Origin of the sequence: Microcoleus sp. SVA1B4, from assembly GCF_036700545.1 — a bacterium.
Classification (GTDB): Bacteria; Cyanobacteriota; Cyanobacteriia; order Cyanobacteriales; family Microcoleaceae; genus Microcoleus.
Map to the genome: position 1 here is coordinate 39,119 of NZ_JAUBPB010000055.1, position 6,816 is coordinate 45,934.

5 protein-coding genes are annotated in these 6,816 nt (G+C 48.0%); 2 read left to right on the plus strand and 3 right to left on the minus strand.

Features of this window, described 5'->3' with window-relative positions; translation table 11 throughout:
* Positions 1-31: 31 nt before the first annotated feature.
* The 3 genes from QT987_RS21850 to QT987_RS21860 form a co-directional block, all read right to left on the minus strand.
* On the minus strand, positions 32-1,054 hold the full coding sequence (locus QT987_RS21850; RefSeq protein WP_333244248.1) for an ATP-binding cassette domain-containing protein: 1,023 nt from the start codon (positions 1,052-1,054) through the stop codon (positions 32-34).
* Positions 1,055-1,785: 731 nt separating this feature from the next.
* Positions 1,786-1,974: a hypothetical protein gene (locus tag QT987_RS21855; protein ID WP_015175516.1), complete on the minus strand. Its 189-nt coding sequence runs from the start codon at positions 1,972-1,974 to the stop codon at positions 1,786-1,788.
* A gap of 314 nt (positions 1,975-2,288) precedes the next feature.
* Complete coding sequence (locus QT987_RS21860) at positions 2,289-3,212, minus strand: histone deacetylase (RefSeq protein WP_333244251.1); 924 nt, start codon at positions 3,210-3,212, stop codon at positions 2,289-2,291.
* A gap of 396 nt (positions 3,213-3,608) precedes the next feature.
* Here QT987_RS21860 and gyrA point away from each other — a divergent pair, with 396 nt between their 5' ends.
* Both gyrA and QT987_RS21870 read left to right on the plus strand, forming a co-directional pair.
* The gene (gene gyrA, locus QT987_RS21865; RefSeq protein ID WP_333244254.1) at positions 3,609-6,305 is read left to right on the plus strand and encodes a DNA gyrase subunit A; all 2,697 of its coding nucleotides are present in this window, start codon (positions 3,609-3,611) and stop codon (positions 6,303-6,305) included.
* Between the two features lie 254 nt (positions 6,306-6,559).
* Positions 6,560-6,715, plus strand: a complete 156-nt coding sequence (locus QT987_RS21870) for a hypothetical protein (RefSeq protein WP_333244257.1) — start codon at positions 6,560-6,562, stop codon at positions 6,713-6,715.
* Positions 6,716-6,816: the final 101 nt, after the last annotated feature.

Genomic DNA, 6,816 nt, shown 5'->3' on the forward strand with positions numbered 1-6,816 from the left:
TGTTTCTGACGAACTTTTCCCTTCCCTCAAACTACGATCGCATAGCCTGTTTTTGCTCAGCCTTCAAATCGCGGTTGCTAGCAGCAGCCAACTCCGCATCCAAAAGCGTCTTACCAGTCGCAGCCAAATACACATCATCCAAACTCGGCCGAGATTGAGCAATCCCAAAAGTAGGCAATCCCGCATCTTTCAAAGCTTGCTGAATAGTCACCAGCGCATCGCTTTGCGGTGTTACTACTAAATTGAGAGAATTTCCTTGAGCCGTATTGACAATTACTTCTTGCACGAAAGGCAAAGATTGCATCAGAGTTTTAGCTTTTTCCGCTTCTTCGATCGGCGAAAACTCCCGAATCCGCAAAGTCACCCGATCGCCCCCAACCCGATTTTTCAACTCCTCCGGCGTACCCTCAGCAATTACTGTACCCTTGTCAATAATCGCCACGCGATCGGCCAAAGCATCAACTTCTTCGAGATAATGGCTGGTAATCAAAACCGTCGTACCTTCCTCCCGCAAGCGCCGCAGGAAATCCCACACCACCACCCGGCTTTCAATATCCAGCCCGACAGTCGGTTCGTCTAACACCAAAACATCAGGCTGATGCAACAATCCAGCAGCCAAATCCAAGCGTTTGCGGATACCGCCGGAATAAGTACCCGTCTTTTTATTTTCCCACTCCTCCAAACCGAGGAGTTTCACCATTTCGTCAATCCGCCCTTTAATCCTAGGGCGCGGCAAATGGTAAAGCGCTGCTTGCAGTTGCAGGAGTTCCCGCCCCGTCAGCACCTTATCGAGAGCAACTTCTTGGGCGACGTAGCCTAGTCTTTGTCTGGCAATTCTCGGCTGGCTGACAGCAGAAATGCCAGACACTTCAATGCGTCCGCTATCGGGCGCACTCAAAGTACAAAGTACCCGCAGGGTTGTGGTTTTGCCTGCACCGTTGGGGCCTAGCAAACCAAATATTTCCCCCGGTTCTACCTTGAAGGAAACATCTTTAACGGCTTCTACAGTGCCGTAGCGTTTCTGAAGATTTTCAATTAAAACGGCGGGAGCCATATATTTTGGGGATGAACTGGTTGTTAATATTTTGACACTTCTGAGCTCAAATTGCCGGAATGGTCGATCGACCTATACGACTCGGTGTGCTTGTAACGATCGCACAATCCTCCTCAACCGGAAACTGCTTATAGTTTTGATTTTTAATATCCGTTTAAAAAATCTCAGCTTTATAGCGGTTCCCAACCCTGATATTCATCAGTTTTCCCACTATTTAATCTCCCATCTCAAATCATGTCCGGTCAATTAACCATGATTCCTGTAGGGGCCCGTGAGCCAAGATATTGAATAGAAACGGGAAAATCTGTAAACCCGCCCTGGCCTTTAATCGCGGTCAATCGATCGGACATGATATCAAATCCAAAAAATTATGAGTTTTGAGTTAATTCTAACTTTGCAGTTAACAACTCAAAACTCACAATTGTTCAACAAGTAGAGATGCACCCGAAACCTGTTATTTTATAATTATCTCTACCTATAGGCTGATGTGTAGCGAGATTTTGATAATTAACACACTGGTCAAACACATCACACTTTCGAGCCAACTATTAAACACAAAAAACTTCCCGAATTGGCAAGTTCTCCTTGTAACGAGTTCCCAAAAAATGTAACTGTAGGCTCGTGAGCTCAATCCCGATAGTTATCAGTCATCACCAATTCTTTAATCGAAAATCGAAAATCGACAATCGAAAATGGTATTAACTCCTTTACAGAGAGTGGTTGCCAGGTCTTTAATCGACAATTTTTACCCAACCGCGGCGAACGTTGTACAGCAGTCGGTTGATGATGGCATACTCATCTTCATTCAATGTTCTTTCTAAGAGTGCCGATCTGAGCTGTCTCCGGTCGTGGCGAGTCACGACACTGGAGAACATGACCTGACCAAATAACTCTTCGAGTGTCATTTGGGATACTGACATGATAAACCTCCTAGTTGATTGAGACAGATAAAATTTTAACAGGCTTGTTGTATTTGTATTATGCACTCTGGGAGCGACTTCAAAGGCGATCGAAAACATTGACACAGTGTGATTTTTCGGCTAAAACTCTGTGACCGAGACTTTGATGCCCCGTGACTTGGATCTCTTAAATTGGTGATGCTTGTCACTAAAGTCATAGGGGAAAAGTCAGAAGTTAGAGGGAAAAAAGCCCTTGCAGCCCGATCGCCCTCAACAACTCTCCATCTCGTCCTCATGGCTTCTCAACCTCATTTTTCCATCTTCCAATTTTCCAGCTAATTGAGGCATCGGTCAATAGTCGCCACAACCGACTCGGCCAACTCTTTGAGCGCGTAACCCCCCTCCAAACCAAAGGCGATGCGGCGGGTGATTTGCAAGCAGTATCCGGTGAAAGTACCGTAATCTGACGGCGCCAGAGTCATACTCGCCAGTGGATCGGACGCAGTAGCGTCATAACCAGCGCTGACAATCAACAAATCCGGTTCAAATTTGGACAAAAAAGGCACGACAAGAGATTCAAAGGCGCTCAGGTATTCAGCAATGCCACTGCCAGGATAGAGGGGAATGTTCAGCACGTTGTCGTAGGCACCTCGCTCCTCGGCATCTCCCGTTCCCGGATAGCAAGGAGATTGATGCAGGGAACAGTAGCCAATTTGCCGGCAGCTTTCCACCAAAGATTGAGTGCCGTTGCCGTGGTGCACGTCCCAGTCAAGGACGGCGACGCGGTTGATTCCCGGCTGTTCCAGGGCGTAGTGAGCGGCGATCGCAGCATTGGAAAACAAGCAAAAACCCATCGCGCGGGCGTTTTCAGCGTGGTGTCCCGGCGGCCTGGCCAGCACAAAAGCCGGTTCCCCCGCAACCACCACTCGATCGACCCCATCGAGCCAAGCACTCGTCGCCAGCAGCGCTACGTCGTAACTTTCAGCAGAAATCGGCGTATCACCGTCGAGGTAGCCGCCTCCCCGATGAGCCAAATGTTCGATTTCTTTGATGTATCTTTGCGAGTGAACTTTTTTGATAGCCGATAACAGTTGTTGTTCGCGCTGCGCCACTGGGGTGGGCAGTTGCCACTCAATTTGATCCGCCCAAGGAGCAGCTTTCAGAGCGTTGACGATCGCCGTTAAACGTTCTGGTCGCTCTGGGTGAAGCATTCCAGTCTTGTGCAGCAAGAAATCTTCGGAGTAGATGACGGGTAGCATCGGCTGATTTTAGATTTTAGATTTTAGATTTTAGATTTTTAGTTAGCTTTAAGAAGGCCTTCGGTTTTGTGAAATTAAAATTTCGATCGAGTAACCATTTTAATTTCTTAGATGGCCGTCAAAAAAACTCACGAAAGCATGAAACCCGATCGCCTAAAAAAACCTTTTTAGCTTTTGCCAACTGCTGACAAAATCACCAACTGACAAATTATCAATTGTGCTGGTTTCGTCCCTTAATTTTTCTGGCAACTTTCCCATAAATTCCAAGGCAAATTGTGATATAATTTCAGGAGTAATTGGCAATATTTGGCAGCTCTACTGAATCCAAACCGATTTTATCGCATTTTTGAGATTTATAGCCGTCAAATTTAAATTTTTAACGGAGTTTTTCAACCTATGAGCACCTCTGAGTCGCGGATAATCCCGACGGATCTGGGTAATGAGATGTCCCGATCGTACTTGGAATACGCCATGAGCGTAATAGTCGGTCGGGCGCTACCAGATGCCAGGGACGGTCTCAAGCCCGTTCACCGACGCATTCTCTACGCCATGAACGAATTGGGCTTGACTCCCGATCGACCTTTCCGCAAATGCGCCCGCGTCGTGGGGGAGGTGCTGGGCAAGTATCACCCGCACGGAGATACAGCGGTTTACGACGCCCTGGTGCGGATGGCTCAGGATTTCTCCATGCGGGAACGCCTGATCAACGGCCACGGCAACTTCGGCTCCGTTGACAACGACCCGCCCGCTGCCATGCGGTACACCGAATGTCGCCTCACAGCCTTGACTAGCGACTCCATGCTGCGCGACATCGACTCGGAAACAGTTGATTTCGGCGACAACTTCGACGGTTCCCAGCAAGAACCCCTTGTACTCCCGGCACGCATCCCCCAAATTTTGCTCAACGGTTCCTCCGGGATTGCTGTAGGGATGGCCACCAACATTCCGCCCCACAATTTAGGCGAAATAATTGACGGTTTAGTAGCACTAATTCACAATCCAGCAATTACTGACCTGGAATTGATGCAGTACATCCCCGGCCCGGACTTTCCCACCGGAGGGCAAATTCTGGGTAGAGGCGGCATTCGCGATGCTTACACCACCGGGCGCGGTTCGATTACAATGCGCGGAGTCGCCGGCATTGAAACCATCGAACATCCCGGCCGCCCCGACAAAGAAGCAATTATTATCACCGAATTGCCTTACCAAACAAACAAGGCAGCCCTAATTGAGAAAATTGCCGAACTTGTCAACGACAAAAGATTAGATGGTATTTCCGACATTCGCGACGAAAGCGATAGAGACGGAATGCGGATCGTGATCGAACTCAAGCGCGACGCCTATCCCCGCGTCGTCCTCAACAACCTCTATAAACAAACACCCCTCCAAGCCAACTTTGGAGCCAATATGTTAGCGCTAGTAAATGGGGAACCCCAACTACTTACGCTCTCCCAATTCCTCAATGTCTTCCTAGACTTCCGCATTGAGACAATTACTCGCCGGACTCAATACGAGCTCCGCAAAGCAGAAGAACGCGACCACCTTCTGCAAGGCTTATTAATTGCCCTAGACAACTTAGATGCAATTATTCACCTAATTCGCGCCGCAGCCGACTCCGCAGCAGCGAAACAAGAATTGATGGATAATTACGGTCTTTCGGAACAGCAATCAGACGCAATTCTGCAAATGCAGTTACGGCGTTTGACAGCATTAGAAGCGCAAAAGATCCAGCAAGAACACGAAGAACTGCGAACTAAAATCGCCGATTTGGAAGATATCTTAGCGCGTCGGGAGCGCATCTTAGAAATCGCCGAATTTGAAGCAGTCGAAATCCAAACCAAAATCGCCACTCCTAGGCGCAGCGTCATCGAACACGCCGAAGGAGAAATCGATGAAAGAGATTTAATTGCCAACGAACAAGCAATTATTCTGATCACCGAGCAAGGCTACATCAAGCGGATGCCAGTCAGCACTTTCGAGGCCCAAAGTCGCGCTACTCGCGGCAAAGCAGGCGCGAAAATGAAAGAAGACGATGGAGTAGAACATTTCCTTTCCTGCTGCGATCACGATAGCGTTTTGTTCTTCAGCGACAGGGGCGTAGTTTACTCTGTCAAAGCTTATCAAATCCCCGTCTGTTCCCGGACAGCCCGCGGCACTCCCGTGGTGCAACTGCTGCCGATTCCTATAGAAGAAAAAATCACTTCTATGGTTTCAGTCACAGAATTCACCAGCGAAGAATACTTGGTAATGTTGACTCGCGGCGGCTACATCAAGAAAACCGCACTTTCAGCTTTTGGCAACATCCGCACTAATGGATTAATCGCCATTTCTCTAGAAGAAGGCGACCAACTGCGCTGGGTACGGAGAGCAAAAGTGGGTGACAGCATCATCATCGGTACGCGCCAAGGCATGGCAATTCATTTCCGCACTAATCACGAACAGTTGCGCCCAGTCGGCCGCGCGACGCGGGGTGTAAAATCAATGAAATTGCGATCGGGCGATGAGTTGATTAGCATGGACATTTTGCCCAGTTCAATAGTTGCCGAAATTGCTGAATTGGAAACTGAAGACTCCGAATTTGAGGGAGCTAATATTGCTCAATTAGAAACGGACGAAGCGGAATTTGAAGGGGCAGAAAGTGCTGAATTGGAAACGGAAGATGAAGAATTAGAATTGCAAGCAGAGGAAATTGAAGGCGAAGAGGTTGAAGAAATTTCGACAGTTAGCAGCGAAGTTCCTTCGGTGTTGGTAATCACCACCAACGGCTACGGCAAGCGGGTTCCTGTTTCTCAATTCCGCCTACAAAGACGGGCAGGCAAAGGATTGACGGCTACTAAATTTAAGTCGAAAAAGGGTAAAGATCAGGTAGCAGCCCTGCGAATTGTCAACGAAGATGACGAATTGATGATCATTACCAACCGAGGTATTATTATCCGTCAGGCGGTGAGTGCAATTTCTACTCAATCGCGCACAGCAACGGGTGTGCGGGTGCAGCGGTTAGATGAGGATGATTCGATCGTAGCTGTGGCTTTAGTGCCGGCTGCTGGTGAAGAATCGGCGGAAGAATCGGAATCTGAGGAAGTGGCAGAATAGTCCTAGGTTAATAGTTTGTAAGGTGCGCGCTGCGTACCTTACTGCTGAATGGTAAAAATGCGATCGTCCATACTCTGAAGTTTTCCCTCAAAAGTCAAAGATTTTTTCCGGTGAGGTAATGATGAGTCAACTCCAAACCTCAACTACTAACCGATACCTGGATTACAGTGACTTGGGATGAATATATAGAAATTATTAAACAGCCGGAGTACGATCGAGCAAAATCCTACTAAAACGGACTATTGAGGATTGAAATGGCAGCAGTCGGGCCAGATCATGCTGATGACAATGGAGTTATCGTCATCTTAATCAATTTATTGGGCATTGCTAAAGGTATAAAAATGAGACTGCTGGTCAACTGTAGCTACGCCAAAACAGGTGTCAGAGGCGCTCAACCTGATGCTTCTTAGGAATGAGAATTAAATAACTTCCACTCTTGAAAGTGGGATGGGCGTCCCGCCCGGCCAACAATGACGGGCGGGACGCCCAGACCCCAATAAAAAAAAAAATT